The organism is Rhodoligotrophos defluvii (assembly GCF_005281615.1).
Lineage (GTDB): Bacteria > Pseudomonadota > Alphaproteobacteria > Rhizobiales > Im1 > Rhodoligotrophos > Rhodoligotrophos defluvii.
Genome location: NZ_SZZM01000001.1, coordinates 1,757,444 through 1,778,095 on the forward strand (window position 1 = coordinate 1,757,444; position 20,652 = coordinate 1,778,095).

The window sequence follows — 20,652 nt, forward strand, 5'->3', positions numbered from 1 at the left end:
GCCAGGATGCGGTTGGAGTGAGGTCACTTGCGCGGGGATCATCGGCAACGACCTGGCCGGGAGCTCGACAAGGAAAAACGGAAGCACTCTAATCCTTGCCTTCCCCGTCACCGTCTTCGTCTTGCGTGTTGAGATAAGTCAGCACCGACAGGCTGATCAGGTTGATGAGACTGAGCACCACAGCGATGTTGGTGCGCCCGAAACCGACGGCGACGCCGATGGCGCCGGCATTCCAGATGCTGGCTGCCGTTACCAGGCCTTTGACGTTCCGGCCCTGCTTGAGGATCGCTCCGCCGCCGATGAAGCCGATGCCGGTGATCACGCCCTGCAGGACACGGGCCTGAGCCTCGGCGCTGCCGGGCGCGTTCGCGGCAATGATCAGTGCGAAGCCGCAGGCCGCCATGGCGACGATCGGCAGCGTGCGAAAGCCCACGCTGTGCCGGCCGTGGCCACGCTCCCACCCGATCGGCAAGGCCAGGGCGAAGGCGATCAACACCAGCATGGCGTCATGTATGATGAGGTCCAGATCAAGGCCGAACTCCGGCACCGTCCTTCTCCATATCGATTTGACGGACCCGTTCCGCCGCTCTCATCAGCGCGCCGCGCGCCTGTTCGATGGCATCGGCAATGTCCTTCCGGTCGCGTTGCGCAAACCGCCCGAGCGAGGTGGTCTCTGCCAGCTTCGCAACCTCATCGAGAAGGGCGTCGGCTTGCGCGGGTTCCCTGATAGCTGCGGAGAGATCGGCGGTCACCCGCGCAATCTGGATCAGGATTGCAGGATGAGCGGCCCCTGCCTGCCGGATCGGATCGAACGCGGCATCGAGCAGGCCTGATATATCGCTGCGGTCTGCAAGCAGCCGGAGCGTGCCGTTCCGGTCGCAGAGTGCAGACGGCTGACTGTCGCGCGCCAGGGCTTCCTCGAAGGCTGCGCCCAGCCGATCGATCACCGCCTTGGCGGTGAATGGATCGTTGATACCCGGGGAGAGCGCCCTGGTCGCGATCTCCACCAGCTGCCGCACGCCATGCTCGGGATCTTGAGCAGGCGTGCGCTCGGTGCCGACCGTGAAGGCCGAGCGGATCCGCTTGCGCAGGTCCTCGCTCGGGCAAGTCCCGGCATAGACGGCAACGTGCTCTCCCTCACGCAAAAGATAATGCCCGGCGCGCACCTTGACTGCCAGCTGAACATCCTCTTCGCAGGCCAGCGAAACCAGGCGCGCGTAGTCAACCACCTGCAGATACCCGGCCTGTCCGATGCCGACCGGCCAAGCGCCCCCCCGGAAGGAGCGCTCCGCGCCCTTTTCGCCGTCACCATGGTTCTCGGGCAAGATGTGCCGCAGCGTCTCTTGCAGCTCCTGAGAGACCGCCTCCACCACGTTGTCCGCGATGATCGATCGCGCGATCTTATGGATATAGAACAGCAGGGCGAGCAGGCACAGGATGGTCAGGACGCTTGCGGTGGTAACCGCGAGATGCGGCACGCCCTCCACGCCCAGGGTATCGTCGAGTGTCCTGAGCACCAGGATGATGTAAAGGATGGTGCCGATGAACAGTCCCAATACGGATTGTATCTGCCGGTCCGCCATGAAGATGGAGATCAGCCGGGGCCCGAGCTGGTTGGCCGCCAGGGTGAGGATCACGAAGGTGACGGAAACCACCAGGGACGTCATCGTCATCATCCCGGAGAGCAGGCTGCCGAGAAGATCCCGCGCGGTGCTCGCCTCGCCGCTGTACAGCCACCAGAGCTTGCCGTTGACGGCCGGGCTGAGGCGGTTGCCGAAATTCAGGAGAATATAGGCCAGCCCGACCGCGGCGAGGCTGAATACGGCCGGGATGGGCCAGAGCTGACCGCGCAGCAGCGCGAGGAGATTGCGGACGCGATCCATACCCATCAACGCTGGGCAGGTGAGAACTGATCCAGGCCCGACGGATGGCCGCGCCTAGAGCGGGTCCGCTTCTAAGCTTTTGCCTGGTCGCATTTTCTTCGCGAACCGGCATCTGCTTCGCTCGAAAATGCTCTATGGCGTCGGCACAGCACGCCAATGAAATTGACTTTGTCATGTAAATAATTGACTCAGTCAATAAAACAGATAACCTGTCTCCGACCCATGCTGGAGGTGCCGTGCAGTGAACACGAATGGGTGGCCGACAGGCAACAATCAGGTCGATGCGATACGGGCGTTCAACCGCTTTTACACCCGCCAGCTCGGCTTGCTCGAGGAGAGGCTTCTCGCAAGCGAGTTTTCGTTGACCGAGGCGCGCGTGCTCTACGAGCTGGCACACCGAGAGGGACTGACGGCGGCCGACCTCGTTCGCGACCTTGGTATCGATCCGGGTTATCTGAGCCGCATCGTCAGGAAGTTCAGAACCGAGGGCATCGTCAGCACAAGGCCGGCGCCGTCGGACGGGCGCCAGTTGATCCTTTCGCTCACCGAGACGGGACGTCGTGCCTTCGCTCCCTTGGACCGGGCCTCCCAGGACGAAGTGCTTGCAATGATCGAGCCCCTCCATCCGGGCGACCGCGAGCAACTCGTCAAGGCGATGAAGACCATCATCCGGATCTTGGCGGGAGCGCAGGAAGAAAAGGTGCCTTACGTCCTGCGTCCTCCGGTGCCCGGCGATCTTGGCTGGATCACGCATCGGCAGGGGGTGCTCTATGCCCAGGAATATGGTTGGGACGAGACGTTCGAGGCCCTCGTTGCCGAGATCGCGAGCGAGTTCTTCAAGAAGTTCGATCCGAAGCGAGAACGGTGCTGGATCGCCGAGCGAGGCGGCGAGATCGTCGGCTCGGTGTTCCTGGCCGATGGTGGTGGTGAGACGGCCAAGCTGCGGCTGCTCTATGTCGAGCCCGCCGCGCGCGGCCTCGGCATCGGGAATAGGCTCGTCGCGGAGTGCATCGGCTTTGCACGGAGCCGCGGCTATCGTGAAATCACGCTTTGGACGAACAGCATCCTCACATCCGCCCGCAAGATCTACGAGGCTCACGGCTTTCGGCTGGCCAAGGAGGAGCCGCACCACTCCTTCGGCAAGGACCTCATCGGCCAGACCTGGGTCCTGAAGCTGTGAAGCTCAGCCGTGAGGCGCCGCAGCGATGCCGCGCAGACCCTGGGCGGCCTCTCCGACCGATCCTCTGAATGCCGTGGGGGTCACCCCATAGCGCAGCCTGAACATGCGGCTGAAATGGGCGCAGTCGGCAAAGCCCGCCGCAAGCGATATGGCGGTGACGCTCTGGCCGGTGTTCTTGAGCAGCGAAGCGCCGTAGCGGAGGCGCAGCTCGATGAAATAGGCGCCGGGCGCCATGCCGATGCTGTTCAGGAAGCACCGGTCCAGCTGCCGCAGGCTCAGCCCGACCTCATCGGCGATGTCGGCGATCGTGAGCGGCTGATTGAGCGACTGTTCCATCAGGGCGATGGCGTGACGGACCCGGTGGTCTCTCACATGGCCGAGGTCGTGATACATGTGCGGCTGCGGCGAGCCGGCCGGGCGGCTGGAGCTCAGGATCATGTGACGCACCGCCTGCTGCGCCAGCTCCGGCCCGCAGTGCCTCGCGATCAGGTGCAGGGCGAGGTCGGCCGCGCCGGCCGATCCGGCGCAGGTGATCCGCATGCCCGCATCGAGGAAGATGCGGTCCGAGCAGGCCTCGATGTCGGGGAACTGCTCCTGGAAGGCCTCGATGACGTTCCAGTGAACACAAGCCGGATAGCCGCTCAGCAATCCCGACCGGGCAATGTTGAAGGTGCCGGTGCAGATGCCGATCAACGGCACCTGCTGCTCGGCGGCCCTGTGGAGATAGGCATCGAGCCAGGCCGGATGGTTGGCCTCGAGGTAGCTGTTCCCGCCGCAGATCGCGATATAATGGAACTCCGCAGGATCGCGCAGCTGGCCGGTGAGATGCACCCTGAGGCCGCAGCTCGCGGTAACGTCGGCCGCGCCCATGATCTCCCACCCGCAATGGATCTGGCGCGAGCGCCCGCCGCGGTCGGCCGCCAGCCGCAAAGCGTCGATGAAGCCCGAGAAGGCATTCAGCGTAAATCTTTCCAGCAGCACGAACCCGACTCGGAGCTGCGGCTCGCGCCGCCCGGGGGCCGCGTTCGGGGATGCTGCCGACACTCTCTTGTCCATGGCCCTCACCAAAGGTCCGGATCTTACAAATCAGTGTCCGACTTATTCTAGAACCCCGCCGCGCGCCTTTCTAGGCTGATGCGCAACCGTGAAGAGAACTCGAAAAACAGGTGAGGGAGCGGCAGATGAAAAAGCTATCCAGTTGTATTGTCGCGCTGGCCGCATTGCTCGCAACGAGCGCCGCGGCGCCCGCGCAGGAAGTTTCGCTGCGGGCCGCCACCATCGGCGCGCCGGGCGGCATCCAGGACGTGGCGCTGCAGAAGTTCAAGGAGGTGGCCGAGGAGAGGTCCGGCGGCCGGATCGGCGTGACGATCTATACGGGCGGCGCGCTCGGTGATCAGGACGCCAATATGGAGGCCATGCAGTCGGGCACGCTCGACATCGCCACCATCGAGACGCCGATCACGGTGGTGGATCCGCTGCTCGGCGTGTTCGCGCTGCCCTACATGTTCGCGGATCGGGCCCATGTGGCCGCGGTGCTGAACGGCGAGATCGGCGAAGAGGTGCGCGAGCGTCTGGTGGAGCAAGGGCTGCGTCCCATCGGCTATTACGAAGCCGGGTTCCGGCAGATGACCAACAACGTTCGCCCCATCAACAAGCCGGAGGACCTGAAGGGCATCAAGATGCGCACCCCCGGCAGCAAGCTGCGCATCAAGATCTTCAATGCATGGGGCGCCAATGCCGCGCCGCTTCCCTTCCCGGAGCTCTATACGGCGCTCCAGACCGGCGCCTTCGACGGACAGGAGAACCCGCTGGTCGAGGTGCAGAGCAGCCGGTTCTACGAGGTGCAGAAATATCTCTCGCTGACCAATCACATCTATCAGCCGGGCTTCCTGCTGATGAGCGAGCAGCGCTACCAGCAGCTTCCCGAGGATCTGAAACAGGTCGTGGTTGAAGCCGCCAAGGAAGCGGGGGTGGCATCGGTCGCGTTCGGCGAGAAGGGCGATACGGAAATCGTCGCGCTCGTCCGCGAGAAGGGCATGGAGGTCAACGAGGCCGACATGGAGGCGTTCAAGGCGGCTTCCCAGCAGATCTGGGAAGAGGAGACGGCCGAGCTCGGCGAGGAAGCCGCCGATCTCATCAAGCGCATCCAGGCGGCGCGGCCTCAGTAGCGGCGGTCCGGGCTTAGCACCCCGTCTTTGCGCCAGGAGCCGGCACATGCTCAACCGCCTGCTGGAAGTCATCGTCGCCGTGCTGATGGCCGCTACCGTCGTCATCGGGTTCGCGGCGGTGGTGGCGCGCTATGTGGTGGGCCAGTCGCTGGGCTGGAGCTACGAGGCGATGCAGGCGCTGCTCGTCTACATGACCTTCGTGTCGGCCTATTTGGCGCTGAGACGCGGGGCGCATCTCAAGATCGATGTGCTGGTGCGCATGATGCCGATCTCCGGGCAGACGGTGCTGTTCCTGCTCAACCAGGCGATCATCGCCGCGGTCGGATTCGTGATGTTCTGGTGGGGCGGCGAGCAGGCCCTGCGCTTCTGGAGCCGCGAGACGCTGGTGCTTGAGCTGCCGCTCGGGCCGCTCTACGGCATCATTCCGCTTGCGGGGCTCGGCATCCTCATAGAGGCATTGATCGTGATCCCGGCCGGCTTACGGCGCGCGAGGGCCGGTGAGGCGCCGGACCAAGTTCCTGACGCGTTCGGGTCGGAAAGCGGGGGGTCCCTGTGACGCTCGCGCTCATCCTGCTGTTCCTGCTGGCCTCGATCGGCCTCGGCCTGCCGATCGCCTTCGCGCTGGCCGCCGTGTCCATCGTGGTGCTGCTGATCGGCGGGGTCGACCTGCTGGTGGTGGCGCAGCGGCTCTATGGCGGCGTCAATTCATTCCCGCTGCTGGCCGTTCCGCTGTTCATCCTGGCGGGTCAGATCATGAGCCGCAGCGGCATCTCAGCCCGGCTGGTCGAATTCGCCCGCGCCCTGGTCGGTGCCATGAAAGGCGGGCTTGCGGCCATCAACATCGTGACGTCCATGTTCTTCGCCGGCATGAGCGGCACGTCCATGTCGGATACGGCGGCGGTGGGCGGTGTGCTCATCCCGCAGATGATCAAGCGGGGCTATAGCCGCGCCTTCACCGGCGCGGTCACGGCCTCGTCCTCGACCATCGGCATCATCATCCCGCCTTCGGTGCCAATGGTCATTCTCGGCGCCTTCATGCAGGTCTCGACCGGTGCTCTGTTCGCAGCCGGCCTGCTTGCCGGCGTGCTGCTCGGGCTCGGCCTCATCGCCGTGGCCTGGGCCATTTCGGTAGTGAAGGACTATCCCGCCGAGGATCCGTTCAGCTTCCGCAAATGCGCCCGCACGTTCCTGAGCGCGGCCCCGGCGCTGGCCATGCCGGCGATCATCCTCGGCGGCATATTGGGCGGCGTGTTCACGCCGACGGAGGCCTCCGCCATCGCCGTCGTCTACGGCATCCTGGTGGCCATGCTGTGGTACCGCAGCCTGGATTTCCGCAATCTCTACCTGGCCTTCGCGGAGAGCGCCGTCATGACCGGCGCGGTCATGCTGGTCACCGCGACCGCCCATCTCCTGGGCTTCACCTTCACCTACGAAAACCTCGGCCGCACCGTTCTCGGGCCGATCGTGGATCTCGAGATGACGCCGGTCATCTTCCTGCTCGTGCTGAGCGGCATCCTGATCGTGGCCGGCACGTTCCTCGACGGCATCGCCATGATGTTCATCATCGTGCCGCTGTTCCTGCCCGCGGCCGCGGCGATCGGGGTCGACCCCCTGCAATTCGCCATGGTGGTCATCCTCTGTTGGGGCATAGGCCAGCAGACCCCGCCGGTGGGCGCCGCCCTGTTCATCACCAGCGCCATCGCCAAGGTCGATGTCCTGGCGCTCACCTGGTCGAACCTGCCCTTCATCGGCGTCATGGTGATCGTGCTGCTGCTCACCATCGCCTTTCCCGAAACCATCGTTCTCAGCATTCCCAGGCTGTTCGGCCTGTGACCCGCATCACTCCAGGAGGTTCCCGCCATGATGCGCAACACCCACTACGTCGACTGCATCTATACGCACACCGAGGGTGAGCCCACCTGCATCATCCATAGTGGCATCACCTATCCCGCCGGCCTCGACATTCTCGGCAAGCGCGAGTTCATCCGGAAGCATTACGACCATGTGCGCCTGGCCACCATGCGCGAGCCGCGCGGCCACAAGGACATGTTCGGCGTGTTCGTGACGCCGCCCTCGGAGGAGGATGCTGATGCGGGCATGCTGTGGATGGACAGCGAGCGCTTCGTCGAGATGTGCGGGCACGGCACCATCGCCCTGTCCATGGCGCTGGTCGCCCACCGCATGGTGCACCGGGTGGAAGAGCCTGTCACCACCATCCGCTACGAGACGCCGGCCGGCCGGGTGACGGCTGAGGTGGGGCTGGAGAACGGCGAACCGGCCTGGACCCGGTTCGAGAACGTGCCGGCATTCGTGCTGGCACAGGACGTGCCGGTTGAACTGCCGGGCTATGGCGAGCTCAAGGCCGATATCAGCTTCGGCGGAAACTTCTTCGCGATTGTGCGGTGGCCGGACAAGGAACGGCCGATCGCGCCGGAAAACGCCAAGCTGCTTTCCGAGATGGGGCTGCTGGTCAAGAAGCAGATCAATGAGAAGATGCTGGTGCAGCATCCGGTGAAGACCCATATCAGCGGCCTGCATTTCTGCACGTTCTGGCAGGATCCCGACCGGCCGGATTCCCTCTATCGCAATGTTCACGTCTATAGCGACGGCAAGCTCGACCGCTCGCCGGGGGGCACCGGCACCAGCGCAATGATGGCGCGGTTCGAAGCACGCGGCGAGATCAAGGTCGGCCAGACGATCAAGTCCGAAGGGCTGCTCGGCAGCGGGCAATTCGAGGGCAAGCTGGTGGGCGAAACGACGGTCGGCAACTACCGGGCGGTGGTTCCCACGGTCAAAGGCACCGCGTCGGTGATCGGCTATGCCAAGTGGCTGATCGACCCCAACGATCCCGTGGGCCTGGGCTTCGTGATCGGCTGAAGGCCCCGGCAGCCTTTAGCTCACAGTGAGCGGCGGGCGGCTGCCGGCCCTTTGCCCGCCGGCCTTGCATGCCGCCGGCTCGCGATGCGTTTGAGCGACGCCGCCCTCATGAGCTTCCGGAAGCTCGGGCATTCGAGGTGAGACGGGGCAGGGCAGTCGGCGACATGCCGAAGCGCATCCCGTAACACGCGAAGATCCGCGATTTGCCGCTGCAGAGCGTCCGCCCTGGCATGCAGATCGGCACGAGGAAGGTCGAGCTGGCCATCTTGGCCGAACATTCCAGCGATCTCGCTGAGGCTGAAGCCGGCCGATTTCCCGAGATTGATCAGCGAGAGCTTGAGAAGCACGTCGGCACCGAACTGCCGGCGCAGCCCATGCCTGCCATCGGAGCGGATCAGCCCGATCTCCTCATAGTAGCGCAATGTGGAAGGCGAGACGCCGGAGCGCTCGGCGACGTCGCCGATATCGAGCAGATACATGCTTGACCTCAAGTTGACTTGAAGTGGCAGTCTCTCCCGAGTTGATGGTTTCGGCAAGAGGCAATTCCATGGAAGGCTTGGAGATCGCGAGAAAAAGGGCGGTATGGCGGGATAGGCGGGCCATAGCCCTCCTGATGGCGGCAACGCTGACGACCATGGCGAATGCAACCATCAGTCCGGCCCTCCCGGGGCTCGAGCGCTTGTTCGCGGAAGACCCGAATGCGGCACTCTTGACCCGGCTGCTCGTGCCCGCGCCCTCACTGGCCGTCGCCCTCTGCGCCCCGCTCGCCGGGGTCGCTATGGATCGCTTCGGGCGGCGCCGGCTGCTGCTTGCGGGTGTCGTCCTGTTCGTGATCGCCGGAAGCGGTGGCCTCTTCCTGCCGGACCTCCCGACGATCTTCGTCAGCCGTCTGGTTCTCGGGCTTGCCGTCGGCCTCATCATGACCGCTCAGACCGCGCTGATCGGAGACTATTTCTCGGGCGCCAACCGGAGCGCAATGACCGCTTTGCAGATCTCGGCGCGAAACTTCGGAGGACTGCTCTTTATCGCGCTCGCCGGGTGGGTTGCGCTCGTCTCGCCTCGCATGCCTTTTGCGATCTATGGCCTGGCGGTCCTGTTCCTGCCCGTCATGTGGAAGGTCATCGTCGACACCGCGCGGCCTTCGCTGTCACCGGGAGCCGACGTGGCCGAAGGTGTCGAGGGCGCCCCCGGCTGGCGCCTGCTCTTTGCCGGGCTGGTGTTGCTCCAGGCGCTGACCAACATGTTCTTCTTCATTGTGCCGACCCAATTGCCGTTCTTCTTCGATGCGCATGGCCGTGACAGCGCCCTGATGACTGGAGCGGCGCTCGGCGCAGTCATGCTGGCCGGGGGCTGCTGCGCGCTCCTCTACCCGCGCGTGCGGCAGGCCATCGGCTATGTCGGCGTCTTCGTCCTCGGCTATGCCGCCATGGCTCTCGGTTTTGGCCTTCTGATCGTTTGGCCGGCCACGCCGCTGTCGTTCGTGGCAGTTGCGTCGATCGGTGCGGGCTATGCGATCGTCTCGCCCACCTTCGTCGCTCTCACCCTCGATCTCGCGCCTGCCCGGCGACGGGGGCTGGCCGGCGGTATTCTGACTGCTTCGGTATTCATCGGACAGTTCTGCTCGCCGCTCCTGAGCACCCCGATGATTTCGGCCTTCGGCTATGAAGGGCTGTTTCGGGGCACTGCCGTGCTCCTGGCGACAATGGCCCTCGCCGCAGCGGCATTGCGAGGGCTATGGGGCGGGCCCCGCTCCGCGGGCCGGGCGGCGGGCTCGGTGGGGTCGTGAGGAACCCACGCAGGAGGCTGACGTTTAGCCCTAGTGATGTTCGGCGGATCAGGCATGACATTCAACCGCTCGGAACAGCCGCGCACCGTCATCGTGACGGGGGCGGCAGCAGGAATAGGCCGGGCCATTGCCCACCGGTTCGCATCCGGGGGCGATCGCATAGGGCTCATCGCCCGTGATGCGGACGCCCTCGCAGCTGTCCGCCGCGAAATCCGATCGATGGGGGCGGAAGCCGAGTTCGCGGTGGCCGACGTGGCCGACGCGGAGGCCGTGTTCGCGGCGGCCGAGCAGCTGGAGCAGAAGCTGGGCGACACCGACATCTGGATCAACAATGCCATGGAGACGGTGTTCTCGACCGTGGCCGACATGAGTCCGGAAGAGTTCCGCCGGGTCACCGAGGTCACCTATCTCGGCTTTGTCCACGGGACCATGGCGGCGCTCAAGTCCATGCGCCCGCGGCGGAAGGGTCACATTATGCAGATGGGCTCCGCGCTGGCTTATCGGGGCATACCCCTGCAATCGGCCTATTGCGGCGCCAAGCATGCCATCCGCGGCTTTACGGACTCGCTCCGGGCCGAGCTGATCGCGGAAGACTCGAACATCAAGCTGACCGTGATCGACCTCCCGGCCGTGAACACCCCCCAGTTCGACTGGGCGCGCGCCCATATCGGGCGCCAGCCTCGCCCGATGGGGCGCCCTGTCCAGCCGGAAGTGGTGGCGGATGCGGTATTTCGTGCAGCCGAGGGCCGGTGGCGTGAATACTGGCTCGGCTTTTCCACCATGAAGATGGTGCTCGGCAGTTTCGTCGCACCGGGCTATGTCGACACATATCTCGCTCGCCATGCCTTTGCCGGGCAGCAGAGGCGAAAGCGCATCGCGCCGGACCGCGAGGACAATCTCGACCATCCCATCACCGAGCTCCACCGGACACGAGGGTCGTTCAGCTCGGAAGCGCGGGAATCCGCGCCGCTCATTGCCGGGGAGGTGGTTCGCGCCGGCGCCATCGCCGCGGGCGCGCTCTTCTTCTTCGGGCTCGGCGCAAGCCTCGGCGCCGGGTGGCGGTCTCGCCGGGACGCGTCTCATAGATGAGAAGATGCGGCGTGCACGAGCAGACACAGCGGCACGTCCCTCCGAAGACGCGAACAAGAGCTGCCAAGGTCAACGCCGCCGAGGAAGGCAAGGAGCGCCGCGGCCCATCCGGCCGTTCTGGCCAGTGGGCAGGTGGCGCTGCAACAATCGCGTCGAGCAGTGTGATCGGAGCCGCTCGAGCATCTTGATCTGAGACCGGGAAAGGGGTTTGATCACGGGCGGTCCGCGAGGCACGGACTCAGAGGGGGGTGCGCCTGTGCAAAGGTTCGGTACCCGGTATTCACTCAGGTCCGTTGGCCAAGCGAAATGGCTCAATGCCGCAAAGCTGGCGGTTTTGGCCTATTTCTTCTTCTTTTCTGTCCCTTATGCTGTTGCCGTCACGGAATTCCCGCCCCATGGCGGTCCCGGCGGAGGCGATTTCCGGGAGGAGTGTCCGTCCGGCGAATATTTGGTTGGCGCGCGGTATCGGTCGGGTTTGTGGCTGGATCAGATCTCGATAATTTGTGCCCCGATCGATGCGGCCGGCTTGACCGGCCAACATTCGCACGGTTCGCCTGTTGGTGGAAACGGCGGTGCCCCGGGTGAGAAATGGTGCAACCCCGGCCACACAATCGTTGGCGGGGGGATCTTGTTGCGTTCGGACAATCGCTATGTCCGGATGATCGACTTCAGATGCAAAGCGACCACAAGTGACGCAGGATACCTCTTGGCGAATGTCGGCGCACCCGCAAGCATATTTCCCGAACATCACCAGTCCTGCCCGACTGGAGAAGCGGTTGTCGGTATCCATGGCCGTGCCGGTGCGTTCGTGGATGCAATCGGCCTGATCTGCGGTGAAATCCCCCGGTTCGACCCTTCCCGTCCGGAGCCCCGTCCCGAGGCCTGTCTGGACATTGAGGAAGATCCCGTGCCGGAACAGTGGAAAGACATGCTGAACGCCCATAACGAGCGGCGGGTGACCCATTGCGTTGCGCCGCTCAGCTGGTCGAGAGAGCTTGCCGAGGCAGCCCAAGCCTATGCGGAAAAGTGTATCCTCGACACGCATGGCTCTGACGGCGAGAACATGGCGGATGCGTGGACCGTGAGAAACGGCAATCCCGTCCTGCCCGCGCTTTCCGACAGAGAGGCCTTCGAGAATACATGGTATTGCGAGGTGAACAACTACGACTTCCTCAACCCGCAGTTCCAAGGCGGGTTCACTGCAGGCTGCAGGAACGTCAACGGGCATTTTACCCAGATCGTGTGGAAGGACACATGTCAGCTCGGGTGCGGCAGGGCGACATGCGAGATGACCGACAGCAACGGTATCGTCCGGACCGGGACACATTGGGTGTGCAGGTATAAACCGGCCGGCAACATCAATGTCCACGACCCGGATGTCTTGAAGGAGCAGGTGCGCCCGCCTCTCTGTAAAGCGGACGAGTGAGAGTTTGGCCCGAGCAGCCCTCTAATCGTCCGCTGACAGGTCATAACCGAAACGCGCGGCGACGTCTTCGGTGCGAACACGGATTGTATCGCGATCGGCCCTGGAAAAGGCGGGATGGTAGTATGTAGGGCGGGCGATCATGGCGCGTGCAAGATCAGGAAGGCCTTGATGGTCCAGATCGCAATGATCGAGGATCATCGAAAGTATCGCTCCTGGATCTGCGCAGAGGTCTTCGTAACGGACGATGCGTGCGGCGCGACCAAGTTCGGCAGCTTGGATGCAATCTGCAATATGGCCATAGACCCCTGCCCATAGGGTGGCCCATCCCGCGATTTCTTCGCCATTCCGCCAGAGGCTGCCGATTTCCTCGGCCAGGCTTTGATCGCCGACATTGATCGGCCGGCGATCTAATCCAAACTCGAAATGCCCGCTGCGCCGCATCTGGCGGCGGACACGATCGTCCTCGGCCCCAGCCGCAGAAAACAACCTATGTTGCTTCATCAGGGAGGCGACGTGCCAGACGGGATGGCGGATGGGAATGAGGAAGCGCGCGTCCGGGAAGAGCTTCCTCAAATATCCGATGCGCGTGACGTTGTAATTTCCCTTGGCGAGATATCGCGAGCCGCCGCGCAATATCAGGAGCTTCCGGATGTGGTCTTGATAGAACCGCTCGAAATGAGGATTGCTGGTGCCCATATCCAGAACCGCACTTTTCGCGGGGTCGTGAAGACCCGGAAAGAAGACGCTCCAGATCACCTCTTCAAAAGCTTCTGGACTCTCCGGGGTTACGAGAATGCGGTCTCTATGCGCCCGCTCGGTGGCTTCGTGTTTTTTGCTGCCGGCGCGATCAACAAACCAATTCCAAGCCCAAGGCGTGAGGAGCATCGGAAAATCGCGGTAGCGGTGAGTTGCGGTCTCGGTATGGCGGGAGAGCAGCTCGAGCAGAATCGTGCTGCCTGAGCGCGCAAGCCCCGCGATGTAGATCGGCCGGTCGAGCTTGGCTTTCGCGACGCTCTCGCGCACGAGCCGTGTCTCCCAATCGCCAAGCCTTACCCATAGACGCGGATGCCGCTCGATGAGGCCGCCAAGCAGATCCGTCCATGGATCCACCTTCATGGTCTGTTTGCGAGCCGTCATTCGATGCGGCGAACGGTCTTCAAGATGAGCGCGAAGAGGACCAGGGTGGCAAAAAACGTAACCTCCCAACCCCGCATCCAGCCGGGACCGATTGAAAGAATTTCCTGGCGGGGCAGGGCGAATTCGACCCGGTCGATGGGTAGCGCATCTGCTAGGTAGCCGGCGGGATTGGCGACAAGCGCATTCCACCACCGCCGCTTATGGATGATCGAAACCGGTACGGGGACAGGCACTTCGGCGACAGCGGCGCCGTCCGGATCCAGAACTTCGGCCCTCGGCGGCGCGCCGGTCCCGTCGTCGACCCACCGTGCTTGGAACTCGCCGGGCACTTGCACGCTGATGGGCGTCCCCGGCGGCGGAAAGGTGCCGCCGTAGTTGGCATCGAGCCAGACGATGAAGATGAGCAGCGGCAGCGATGCAATCAGGGTTGCCGGGAGCACGGCCGCGACGCGGCGGAAGGCGAGCGAGAGCATCTGGCGCAGATGAGGCCAGGCCTCGTCCAATTCCCCGTTGAACTCGGCCACGCGCCGGCGCGCCTGATCCAGAGCGCCCTTGAGCTGGGCGATCTGCTTCTGCGGCGAGAGCAGCCGATACGATTCCATGGAGATGATGGCGGCAACCGCTGCCCAGAATACGAGCTTTGCGATTGGGGGCAGAAAATCGGTCATCCACCCGTCGATCCAGGTAAGAAGCGGCGACGGCAGGTCTAGAAGGCCCAACGTTCCCACCTCAGGTGCTGCGATTCTCGTGCGGCAGATCTGACCGGGTGCTCATGGCATCTGTTTGCCGGTCGCTCCCATCCAGCGCCCGGGCGGTACGTCGGCGATGCAGCATCCGGCGGATCGGCCAAGCTAGGACGAACATGAGCGCTGTTGCGATGGCCGCGATCAGAGCCCACAGGGCACCGAGCAGGCTCAGCCCGGCCCCGGGGCCGACATAGGCGAACGCCGCTGTGGGCGATACGAGAGCGGCCGCGATGAAAACGATGAAGAAAACGCGCTTCTGCATGAGGGTCTCTCCGGCTAATTTAGCCTCGGCTCTCGGTCTGGCTTCAGCAGCATAGGATCGAAGCGCGCGGCATCTAGCTTCTCCGCCCACGCGATGATCGGTATCTTGCTGCCTCCTTCGCCAGCGCGGATCGGGTTCATGAACTCCCATGCGATTGAGCCGTCTCGCGTGACCTCGACGATCCGGCCACCATCCGATTCAGTGATCAGCGTATTTCCGTTGGCCAGCCGCTGCTGATCCGAACGTATCCGGCTCTCGAGCGGAGCTTGCGGTGAACCGGTGTACTGCCAGACGATCGCCATTGTTCGCGGATCGAACTCAATCACCCTGGAGGTTCCTCCCGGTCCTTCATATTCGGCAAAATTGTCGAAAAGGAGAATGTTCCCATTCGGCAGGATGTCGGGATCATGTTGACCAATCCACGGACCGCGCGTAGCCCAGACGATATCCTCCTGTTCAAGATCGAGCACCACGATCGCGTGCGTTTCCCGGAACGACAGCAGGATCTGGCCTTCCTTCCCGAAGGGGAAATTGCGGCCATTCTCGCGATCGATATAAGTCACGGAATTGGCGTGCAACGGATCATCGAGCGCGAGGCCGGAGACGGTGTAGAGCATCTGCCGATACCTCGACTTTGCCAGGGAGGTGAGCAGCCGGACCTTCTGCAACTCCTGGCCATCGGGCGACAACACCACGAGGAAATCCTCCAGCCGGGGGCGCTTCAGATGCGGAAATCTGTCGACCTCGTCGTCGATGACCTCGTGGGTGAGAACGTATATCTTGCCGTCCGGACCAACGTCGAACTGATGATGGCTGCGCCCGGGATAGCGCCAGATCACCTCGGAGTTCTTGTCGAGCTTGACGAGGCCATAGCCGTAGGGCGTATCTCCGACCCCCTCATAGAGCGCAAGTAGATCGCCGTTCGGGAACGCATAGGCGTGACGGAAATAGATATGGGAGTCGGGCTGGGGCTTCTTGATAGTGGGATGCCCGGCGGGCCAAACTGTGCTGAATGGGCGTTGCCAGGTATGTAGCACCTGGCCGTCCATATCGATCAGGTAAGCCGCGGGGCCACTCCCCGAGGTATACAGCACCACGCCATCCTGCGCCTTGCCTGCGTCATTGACCGTTACGCCTTTCTCGGCCCGACGCGCGGCGGGCCACAGGTCGCTGGCATAGACGTCCTGAGCCTTGTACTTGTCGTAAAGCGCCTTGCCGCCGTGAACCGCACGGGCGATCTGCGGCCCAGGGAAAATCTCGCTTACGGTCGCAATGGACCCGGCGAGGAATAGGAGCAGGGCTATCGACGCGACGAAGGCTGCGCGAAAGAGGAGATCTGCACTGAAGCGCCGTTCATGGTCCGAACGGCTGCTCTTGCGGACTGCTTCACCCATGTTCGGTTATGGATCGGGACATATCTCGGGAAACTGGAGCGGCGCCGTGACTCCAACATAACGCCCTGGCGGTCCAAAGGTTCCCGAGTCCGAGACCTCTTGTTGCAGAGCCCGCCCGTCAGGGCTCGTAGCGGAACATCCGATAGAGATTCGTCGGGTCGGCGAAGACTTGCACGGCGTGCGAGAACCCGGCCCTGCGGCCCAGGTCGAGCCAGGTCTCGGCAGGCTCGGGCAGATCGCTCGTCTCGATGTGGTGCCAGATCTGCTTGAGCTCCTCAGGCGTCAGGCTGTTCCAACGGTTGGCAATGATTTGTCGGGTCCGATCGAGATAGTCCTTGCGATCCTCGCCTTCACCCAGGGTGGGCTCATAAAGGAGAAACACGCCGGCATCGCCGGTCACGCCGCGCACCTCCTCGATCAGGCGCAGCTTTTGATCGGTCGCCAGATGATGGAGCGAGAGGCCGCACCACACCGCATCTGCCTGCTCCGGCCGCTCGGCCATGGCGGCCACGAAGTCGCGGTGATCGAGATCGACCTCGTAAGGTTCGCCCGCAAGATTTGCCGCCGCGAGCTCAATGGCAGGTCCAGCGAGGTCGATTCCGTGGTAACGCCGGATCGGCGTGCCCGCAAGCGCCGCCTTCGCCAAGCTTGCATCGCCACAGGCGATGTCGAGGAAGCAGAACGGCACCGGAAAGCGCTCGCTCAGGACGCGGTGCAGTATCCGGCTGACTTCGCGATGGCTGAGAACGTCGGTGTCCACCAGCTTTTGGTAGATCGACCACTGCGCCTGGAACACGCGCAGGGCTTCGGCATCGACGACGTCACCGGTTGATGCGAAATGGTGTATATGGACGTTGACCATGCCGGTGCCTGCTGATTGCGCGCGGGTCCCGAAGGCGCGCACGACTTGCGGGGTCTGTCAAGATCTGCTGGCCGCCGGCGCCCCAACGCCGTCGTCCGATTGAACAACAGTTTGAGCACCGTCAAACTCGTTTTCGGGTTGTTGCTATGTTACTCAAAGTTTTTATGTCCTAGCCTCGCTCGAAAGCCAGCATCCGGATTATTCAGGAGGACTGGACGGCATGGAGGACTATTACGGCTGGCGGGCTAGGCTGGGGCTCATCTACATGGCCTCCAGCACGGTCATGGAGCCTGAATTCGCCGCGATGTGTCCACCCGGCGTCTCGTTTCACACCTCGCGGATCCATTTGCCCGCACCGACCGTGGCCGGGCTTGACCGGATGATGGCCGGCGACGAGGTCGAGCGCTGCACGCGGGAACTCGCGAGCGCGCCGCTGCATGCCATCGTGTTCGGCGGCACTAGCGCCACCTTCCTCCATGGCCTCGGCTGGGACCGCGAGGTCTGCAAGCGCATCGCCGCCGCGAGCGGCGGCATGGCGGCGACCACCACTTCGACGGCCAGCCTCAAGGCGCTGAGGGCATGCGGAGCCACGCGGATCGTCCTTGCGACGCCCTATGTGGATGAGGTCACGGCGCGCGGGCGGGCATTCTTCGAGGCCAATGGGCTGAACGTTCTGCACGCGGCCGGGATGGGGCTCGACGAGGACCACGCCATCGGCACCGTTTCGACCGAGCAGGTCTACGAATTCGTCCGCAACGCCGCCGTGCCCGATGCGGATGCGGTGTTCATCAGCTGCACCAATCTCCGCACGATCGGGGCCATTGCGCCGCTCGAGGAGGATTTGGGCATGCCAGTGGTGTCGGCGATCCAGGCCTCGTTCTGGGATGTGCTCCGCCTCGCTGGATGTGGAGCCAAGGTTCATGGGTTCGGGCGCCTGCTGACCCTGTAGGGCGGCGCAACGCTGGATCTCGACGGGCTCGAGGATCGGCCGCCCGCGGGGAAGGTCGGCCGGCCCGCTTCGGAAACGGGAGGGATCATCATGACCTTTAGGCGGATGAGGGCGGTAGCCAGCGCCGTATCGATGTCGATAGCGGCATTGTGGCTTTCGGGCCCGGCCAGCATGGCGCAGACCGTAGACCTGCGGGTCGCCACGGAAGTCGCTGCCGGCGGCGATGTCCACATACTGGTGGAGGCGTTCGGCGCGGCACTCCAGGAGCGCGTGCCGAATGCCAATGTCCGGATCTTTGCCGGCGGCGCGCTGGGCACTCAGCGCCAGCTGCAGGAGCAGGTCGAGCTCGGCACCATCGAGGCGATCGGGACGGCGTCCGATATCGTCGAAATGGCCGGTGAGTTCAGCATCTTCGATCTGCCGTTCCTGTTCACGGACAGCCAGCATGCGTTTCGGGCGATGGACGGCCGGCTGGGCGAGATGCTCAACGAGATCTTGGTCGAACGGCGTGGCGTGCGCGTGATCGGCTATGGGCAGCTCGGCTTCAGGCAGATCACCAACAACCTTCGTCCGATCGATAAGCCCGAGGACCTCGCCGGCCTCAAGATCCGCACGCCGTCAAATCCGCTCCGCATAGAAACCTTCAAGGCGCTCGGCGCGGCACCCACGCCGATCCCTTATTCGGAGCTTTACTCCGCCTTGCAGGCCGGGGTGGTCGACGGGCAGGAAAATCCGCTGCTCACGATCCAAGAGCAGTCGCTGTGGGAGGTCCAGCGCTACGTGGCAATGACCAATCACGTCTTCACACCCGCCTACCTCCTGGTGAACGAGGAATGGTGGCAGGGGCTTGACGACGGTACGCGCGCCGTCCTCGCGGAAGCTGGGCGGCAGGCGGCCCAGCGGCAGCGGCAGAAGATCGACGACACCACCGACTTGCTGATCGAGACGGTGCAGGCCAAGGGCATGCAGGTCACGAGGCCAAATCCTGCACCATTCATCGCGCTGACGCGGCCCTTGTGGGCAGGGTTCGAGCAGAAATATGGGTCTGCGCTCGTCGAGGCTGCAGTGTCCGCCCGCTGACCTCTTGAGAGTTGGTGCGCGCCATGCCGCAGATCGTTGACCGCGCATGCGAGGCCGTCATCGCGCTGCTGATGGCGGTGATCATCGGCCTGGTCGTGCTCGCGGTCGGTTTCCGCTATGTGCTGGCTTCGCCCATCGCCTGGGCCGAGGAGCTGGCCAGACTGTGCCTCGTCTGGGTGAGCTTTCTCGGCGTCTATATCGCGCATCGGCGGGCTCAGCATATCACGGTGACCGCGGTCTTCGCCGCCTTGCCGCCCAGCTTCCGTACTGCCGTCCGCATCCTGCTCGGCGGCCTCATGCTCCTCCTGATCGGCGCGCTGACATGGTTCGGCAGCCGCTTCGCGCTGCGCTTCATGGACAATGCGACCCCGCTCCTCGGCATTCCCACCGGGGTGACTTACGCCGCCATGCCGGTGTCCATGGCGCTCCTCCTGATCGATCTCGTGATCACCCTCGGACGCGATTGGGCACGCTTCCTTCGCGGCGAGGCGGATCAGGGGAAGCCTTCGTGATGGTGCTCGCGGTCGTCGCCACGCTGCTCCTGCTGATCGTCTATGGAATGCCGATCGCCTTCGCGATTGGCCTTTCCGCGCTCGGCTATATGTGGTTGAGCGACGTTCCGCTGATCATCTTCGCCCAGCGCGTCGCAACCGGGCCCGACAGCTGGGTGCTGCTCGCCATGCCCTCTTTCGTGCTGGCGGGTCTGCTCATGAACGACACGGGCATCTCGGACAGGCTGATCAAGTTTGCCGAGACGGCTTTCGGATATCTCCGGGGCGGGCTCGCCATGGTCAATGTCGCGGCGAGCATGCTGTTTGGCGGCATTTCGGGCTCATCGGTGGCGGACACGGCCGCGCTCGGCTCGGTTCTGATCCCGAGCATGAGCCGGCGGGGCTATTCGCCCGAGGTGAGCGCCGCCATCACCTCGAGCTCGGCCAGCATCGGCATTGTCATTCCGCCCTCGATTCCGATGATCCTGTTTGGCGCGGTGAGCAGCGTCTCCGTGGGCACGCTCTTCATCGCCGGAATCCTGCCCGGCATTCTCATCGGCCTCACGCAGATGCTGCTGATCGCCCTCCTGGCACGGCGGCACGGCTGGGGCGCGGTGCAGACATTCTCGCTGCGCCGGCTCGCCCGCACGGCCTTCGAGGCGCTGCCCGCCCTGATCATGCCGATCATCATCATTGGCGGCATCCTGACGGGCGTGTTCACACCCACCGAGGCGGGTGGGGTGGCCGTGCTCTACGGGCTCCTCGCCGCCCTCATATTCTATCGGCCGGTGCAGTGGCGGGCCATCTACCGGGCATTGGTCAATGCCGGCGTGCTCACCGCGGTCGTGATGATCATCATTTCGATGTCTTACGCGCTGGGCTGGGTGATGGCCCACGAGGAGATCCCGCAGCAGATCGCCGCCTGGGCCGGTCAGCTTGCGCTCGGCCCCACGGGCCTGCTGCTCCTGGTCAGCGCCATCTTGATCGTGCTGGGCGCCATCCTGCACGGCGATCCGCTCTTGCTCATCATGACGCCCATTCTGTTGCCCGCAGTCGTCGCAGCGGGCATCGACCCGCTGCAATTCGGCATCGTCATGGTTCTCTGCATCGCGATCGGGCAGCAGACCCCGCCGGTTGGCAGCACCCTGTTCGTGGTCAGCGCCATTGCCGGGCGGGACATCTTTGCCGTCTCCCGCGCCAATATCCCCTTCGTCATGACCTTGGTCTTCGTCCTGCTGGTGGTGATTTTCCTGCCGCAGATCGTGTTCTTCTTGCCCAGGCTGGCCGGCCTGCATTGAAAGCAAAGTCGGCCCGTTCTCTTC

The 20,652-nt window shown here is 63.9% G+C and carries 21 protein-coding genes; 12 read left to right on the forward strand and 9 right to left on the reverse strand.

The features are described from left to right. Window positions 1-88 precede the first annotated feature (88 nt). Window positions 89-547, reverse strand: a complete 459-nt coding sequence (locus E4P09_RS08365) for an MgtC/SapB family protein (protein WP_428977689.1) — start codon at window positions 545-547, stop codon at window positions 89-91. After that, window positions 528-1,889 (reverse strand): DUF2254 domain-containing protein, encoded by a 1,362-nt coding sequence (locus tag E4P09_RS08370; RefSeq protein WP_137389028.1) that lies wholly within the window; start codon window positions 1,887-1,889, stop codon window positions 528-530. The genes E4P09_RS08365 and E4P09_RS08370 overlap by 20 nt, the downstream gene beginning before the upstream one ends. A gap of 235 nt (window positions 1,890-2,124) precedes the next feature. Between E4P09_RS08370 and E4P09_RS08375 the strand changes: the two genes are divergently transcribed. Then, complete coding sequence (locus tag E4P09_RS08375) at window positions 2,125-3,063, forward strand: bifunctional helix-turn-helix transcriptional regulator/GNAT family N-acetyltransferase (RefSeq protein ID WP_137389029.1); 939 nt, start codon at window positions 2,125-2,127, stop codon at window positions 3,061-3,063. Window positions 3,064-3,066: 3 nt separating this feature from the next. Here E4P09_RS08375 and E4P09_RS08380 read toward each other — a convergent pair whose 3' ends face one another. Further along, the gene (locus tag E4P09_RS08380) at window positions 3,067-4,119 is read right to left on the reverse strand and encodes a GlxA family transcriptional regulator (RefSeq protein WP_137389030.1); all 1,053 of its coding nucleotides are present in this window, start codon (window positions 4,117-4,119) and stop codon (window positions 3,067-3,069) included. Window positions 4,120-4,244: 125 nt separating this feature from the next. Here E4P09_RS08380 and E4P09_RS08385 point away from each other — a divergent pair, with 125 nt between their 5' ends. Genes E4P09_RS08385 through E4P09_RS08400 form a run of 4 tightly spaced genes read left to right on the forward strand, consistent with a single transcriptional unit; the run spans window position 4,245 to window position 8,108 of the window. Next, complete coding sequence (locus E4P09_RS08385) at window positions 4,245-5,231, forward strand: TRAP transporter substrate-binding protein (protein ID WP_137389031.1); 987 nt, start codon at window positions 4,245-4,247, stop codon at window positions 5,229-5,231. A gap of 46 nt (window positions 5,232-5,277) precedes the next feature. Continuing rightward, window positions 5,278-5,787 (forward strand): TRAP transporter small permease, encoded by a 510-nt coding sequence (locus E4P09_RS08390; RefSeq protein WP_137389032.1) that lies wholly within the window; start codon window positions 5,278-5,280, stop codon window positions 5,785-5,787. Continuing rightward, on the forward strand, window positions 5,784-7,064 hold the full coding sequence (locus E4P09_RS08395) for a TRAP transporter large permease (RefSeq protein WP_137389033.1): 1,281 nt from the start codon (window positions 5,784-5,786) through the stop codon (window positions 7,062-7,064). The genes E4P09_RS08390 and E4P09_RS08395 overlap by 4 nt, the downstream gene beginning before the upstream one ends. Window positions 7,065-7,091: 27 nt before the next feature. Further along, window positions 7,092-8,108: a proline racemase family protein gene (locus tag E4P09_RS08400; protein WP_239025063.1), complete on the forward strand. Its 1,017-nt coding sequence runs from the start codon at window positions 7,092-7,094 to the stop codon at window positions 8,106-8,108. Window positions 8,109-8,128: 20 nt separating this feature from the next. Here E4P09_RS08400 and E4P09_RS08405 read toward each other — a convergent pair whose 3' ends face one another. Then, a complete protein-coding gene (locus E4P09_RS08405) occupies window positions 8,129-8,587 on the reverse strand; it encodes a helix-turn-helix domain-containing protein (protein ID WP_137389034.1) in 459 nt (152 codons plus the stop codon). Window positions 8,588-8,655: 68 nt separating this feature from the next. Between E4P09_RS08405 and E4P09_RS08410 the strand changes: the two genes are divergently transcribed. From E4P09_RS08410 to E4P09_RS08420, 3 genes are all read left to right on the forward strand, one after another. Then, window positions 8,656-9,894, forward strand: a complete 1,239-nt coding sequence (locus E4P09_RS08410; RefSeq protein WP_137389035.1) for an MFS transporter — start codon at window positions 8,656-8,658, stop codon at window positions 9,892-9,894. Window positions 9,895-9,948: 54 nt separating this feature from the next. Next, window positions 9,949-10,983 carry an SDR family oxidoreductase gene (locus E4P09_RS08415; RefSeq protein WP_137389036.1) on the forward strand — a complete coding sequence of 345 codons (1,035 nt, stop codon included), beginning with the start codon at window positions 9,949-9,951 and terminating at the stop codon, window positions 10,981-10,983. Window positions 10,984-11,239: 256 nt separating this feature from the next. Next, a complete protein-coding gene (locus E4P09_RS08420) occupies window positions 11,240-12,409 on the forward strand; it encodes a CAP domain-containing protein (protein WP_205042042.1) in 1,170 nt (389 codons plus the stop codon). 21 nt (window positions 12,410-12,430) lie between these two features. On the opposite strand, the gene E4P09_RS08425 is transcribed toward E4P09_RS08420, so the two are convergent. From E4P09_RS08425 to E4P09_RS08445, 5 genes are all read right to left on the reverse strand, one after another. Continuing rightward, window positions 12,431-13,525, reverse strand: coding sequence for a sulfotransferase (locus E4P09_RS08425; RefSeq protein ID WP_205042043.1), 1,095 nt, complete (start codon window positions 13,523-13,525; stop codon window positions 12,431-12,433). A gap of 17 nt (window positions 13,526-13,542) precedes the next feature. Next, window positions 13,543-14,214, reverse strand: coding sequence for a hypothetical protein (locus E4P09_RS08430; protein WP_137389039.1), 672 nt, complete (start codon window positions 14,212-14,214; stop codon window positions 13,543-13,545). 61 nt (window positions 14,215-14,275) lie between these two features. Then, window positions 14,276-14,554 (reverse strand): hypothetical protein, encoded by a 279-nt coding sequence (locus E4P09_RS08435; RefSeq protein ID WP_205042044.1) that lies wholly within the window; start codon window positions 14,552-14,554, stop codon window positions 14,276-14,278. Between the two features lie 14 nt (window positions 14,555-14,568). After that, window positions 14,569-15,948 carry an arylsulfotransferase family protein gene (locus tag E4P09_RS08440; protein ID WP_137389040.1) on the reverse strand — a complete coding sequence of 460 codons (1,380 nt, stop codon included), beginning with the start codon at window positions 15,946-15,948 and terminating at the stop codon, window positions 14,569-14,571. A gap of 118 nt (window positions 15,949-16,066) precedes the next feature. Beyond that, complete coding sequence (locus E4P09_RS08445; protein ID WP_137389041.1) at window positions 16,067-16,810, reverse strand: class I SAM-dependent methyltransferase; 744 nt, start codon at window positions 16,808-16,810, stop codon at window positions 16,067-16,069. A 220-nt stretch (window positions 16,811-17,030) separates the two neighbouring features. Between E4P09_RS08445 and E4P09_RS08450 the strand changes: the two genes are divergently transcribed. The 4 genes from E4P09_RS08450 (at window position 17,031) to E4P09_RS08465 (ending at window position 20,628) form a co-directional block, all read left to right on the forward strand. Beyond that, window positions 17,031-17,759, forward strand: coding sequence for a maleate cis-trans isomerase family protein (locus E4P09_RS08450; RefSeq protein WP_137389042.1), 729 nt, complete (start codon window positions 17,031-17,033; stop codon window positions 17,757-17,759). A 90-nt stretch (window positions 17,760-17,849) separates the two neighbouring features. Next, entirely contained in the window at window positions 17,850-18,839 is a 990-nt protein-coding gene (locus E4P09_RS08455; RefSeq protein WP_137389043.1) for a TRAP transporter substrate-binding protein, read from the forward strand. Between the two features lie 23 nt (window positions 18,840-18,862). After that, a complete protein-coding gene (locus tag E4P09_RS08460) occupies window positions 18,863-19,351 on the forward strand; it encodes a TRAP transporter small permease (RefSeq protein WP_137389044.1) in 489 nt (162 codons plus the stop codon). Then, the gene (locus E4P09_RS08465; protein ID WP_239025101.1) at window positions 19,351-20,628 is read left to right on the forward strand and encodes a TRAP transporter large permease; all 1,278 of its coding nucleotides are present in this window, start codon (window positions 19,351-19,353) and stop codon (window positions 20,626-20,628) included. Before E4P09_RS08460 ends, E4P09_RS08465 begins: the two co-directional genes overlap by 1 nt. Window positions 20,629-20,652 lie beyond the last annotated feature (24 nt).

Bases quoted from the DNA above. Each gene is read 5' to 3' on its own strand.
- E4P09_RS08370 (WP_137389028.1), bottom strand. From the start codon at position 1,889: ATGGGTATGGATCGCGTCCGCAATCTCCTCGCGCTGCTGCGCGGTCAG.
- E4P09_RS08380 (WP_137389030.1), bottom strand. From the start codon at position 4,119: ATGGACAAGAGAGTGTCGGCAGCATCCCCGAACGCGGCCCCCGGGCGG.
- E4P09_RS08385 (WP_137389031.1), top strand. From the start codon at position 4,245: ATGAAAAAGCTATCCAGTTGTATTGTCGCGCTGGCCGCATTGCTCGCA.
- E4P09_RS08390 (WP_137389032.1), top strand. From the start codon at position 5,278: ATGCTCAACCGCCTGCTGGAAGTCATCGTCGCCGTGCTGATGGCCGCT.
- E4P09_RS08400 (WP_239025063.1), top strand. From the start codon at position 7,092: ATGATGCGCAACACCCACTACGTCGACTGCATCTATACGCACACCGAG.
- E4P09_RS08405 (WP_137389034.1), bottom strand. From the start codon at position 8,587: ATGTATCTGCTCGATATCGGCGACGTCGCCGAGCGCTCCGGCGTCTCG.
- E4P09_RS08410 (WP_137389035.1), top strand. From the start codon at position 8,656: ATGGAAGGCTTGGAGATCGCGAGAAAAAGGGCGGTATGGCGGGATAGG.
- E4P09_RS08415 (WP_137389036.1), top strand. From the start codon at position 9,949: ATGACATTCAACCGCTCGGAACAGCCGCGCACCGTCATCGTGACGGGG.
- E4P09_RS08425 (WP_205042043.1), bottom strand. From the start codon at position 13,525: ATGAAGGTGGATCCATGGACGGATCTGCTTGGCGGCCTCATCGAGCGG.
- E4P09_RS08430 (WP_137389039.1), bottom strand. From the start codon at position 14,214: ATGACCGATTTTCTGCCCCCAATCGCAAAGCTCGTATTCTGGGCAGCG.
- E4P09_RS08435 (WP_205042044.1), bottom strand. From the start codon at position 14,554: ATGCAGAAGCGCGTTTTCTTCATCGTTTTCATCGCGGCCGCTCTCGTA.
- E4P09_RS08440 (WP_137389040.1), bottom strand. From the start codon at position 15,948: ATGGGTGAAGCAGTCCGCAAGAGCAGCCGTTCGGACCATGAACGGCGC.
- E4P09_RS08445 (WP_137389041.1), bottom strand. From the start codon at position 16,810: ATGGTCAACGTCCATATACACCATTTCGCATCAACCGGTGACGTCGTC.
- E4P09_RS08450 (WP_137389042.1), top strand. From the start codon at position 17,031: ATGGAGGACTATTACGGCTGGCGGGCTAGGCTGGGGCTCATCTACATG.
- E4P09_RS08455 (WP_137389043.1), top strand. From the start codon at position 17,850: ATGACCTTTAGGCGGATGAGGGCGGTAGCCAGCGCCGTATCGATGTCG.
- E4P09_RS08460 (WP_137389044.1), top strand. From the start codon at position 18,863: ATGCCGCAGATCGTTGACCGCGCATGCGAGGCCGTCATCGCGCTGCTG.
- E4P09_RS08465 (WP_239025101.1), top strand. From the start codon at position 19,351: ATGGTGCTCGCGGTCGTCGCCACGCTGCTCCTGCTGATCGTCTATGGA.